Source organism: Qipengyuania atrilutea, assembly GCF_013370205.1.
GTDB classification, from domain to species: Bacteria; Pseudomonadota; Alphaproteobacteria; order Sphingomonadales; family Sphingomonadaceae; genus Actirhodobacter; species Actirhodobacter atriluteus.
The window spans coordinates 1-776 of record NZ_JABWGV010000019.1 but is presented as its reverse complement, the minus strand read 5'-3'; the positions used below and the strand labels follow the sequence as shown (position 1 = coordinate 776).

The window sequence follows — 776 nt, the reverse complement described above, 5'->3', positions numbered from 1 at the left end:
CTGCGGGGAGCTAGCAAATAAGCTTTGATCCGCAGATTTCCGAATGGGGAAACCCACTGTTTTTAACAGTATCACTCACTGAATACATAGGTGAGTCGAAGCGAACCGAGTGAACTGAAACATCTAAGTAACTCGAGGAAAAGAAATCAACCGAGATTCCGAAAGTAGTGGCGAGCGAAATCGGACCAGCCTTGACGAGATAACAGTGTGTGCAGTCGAACGTGATGGAAAGCACGGCCGTAGCAGGTGATAGCCCTGTAGACGAAACACACACTGTGGTACTAAGCGTCGAATAAGTAGAGCGGGACACGTGAAATCCTGTTTGAAGATGGGGGGACCATCCTCCAAGGCTAAATACTCGTGATCGACCGATAGTGAACCAGTACCGTGAGGGAAAGGCGAAAAGAACCCCGGGAGGGGAGTGAAATAGAACCTGAAACCGTGTGCATACAAACAGTCGGAGCCTCTTTATGGGGTGACGGCGTACCTTTTGTATAATGGGTCAGCGACTTACATTCAGTGGCAAGCTTAACCGAATAGGGAAGGCGTAGCGAAAGCGAGTCCGAATAGGGCGTCTTAGTCGCTGGGTGTAGACCCGAAACCAGATGATCTATCCATGGCATCCACCAAGTGACTAAGTGCACATGGTGGATGCCTTGGCGATCACAGGCGATGAAGGACGTTATAGCTTGCGATAAGCTGCGGGGAGCTAGCAAATAAGCTTTGATCCGCAGATTTCCGAATGGGGAAACCCACTGTTTTTAACAGTATCACTC

General features: G+C 49.5%; 1 rRNA gene. It reads left to right on the top strand.

Features of this window, described 5'->3' with window-relative positions:
- Positions 1 to 776, top strand: a 23S ribosomal RNA gene (locus HUV48_RS14185); the annotation flags it as partial.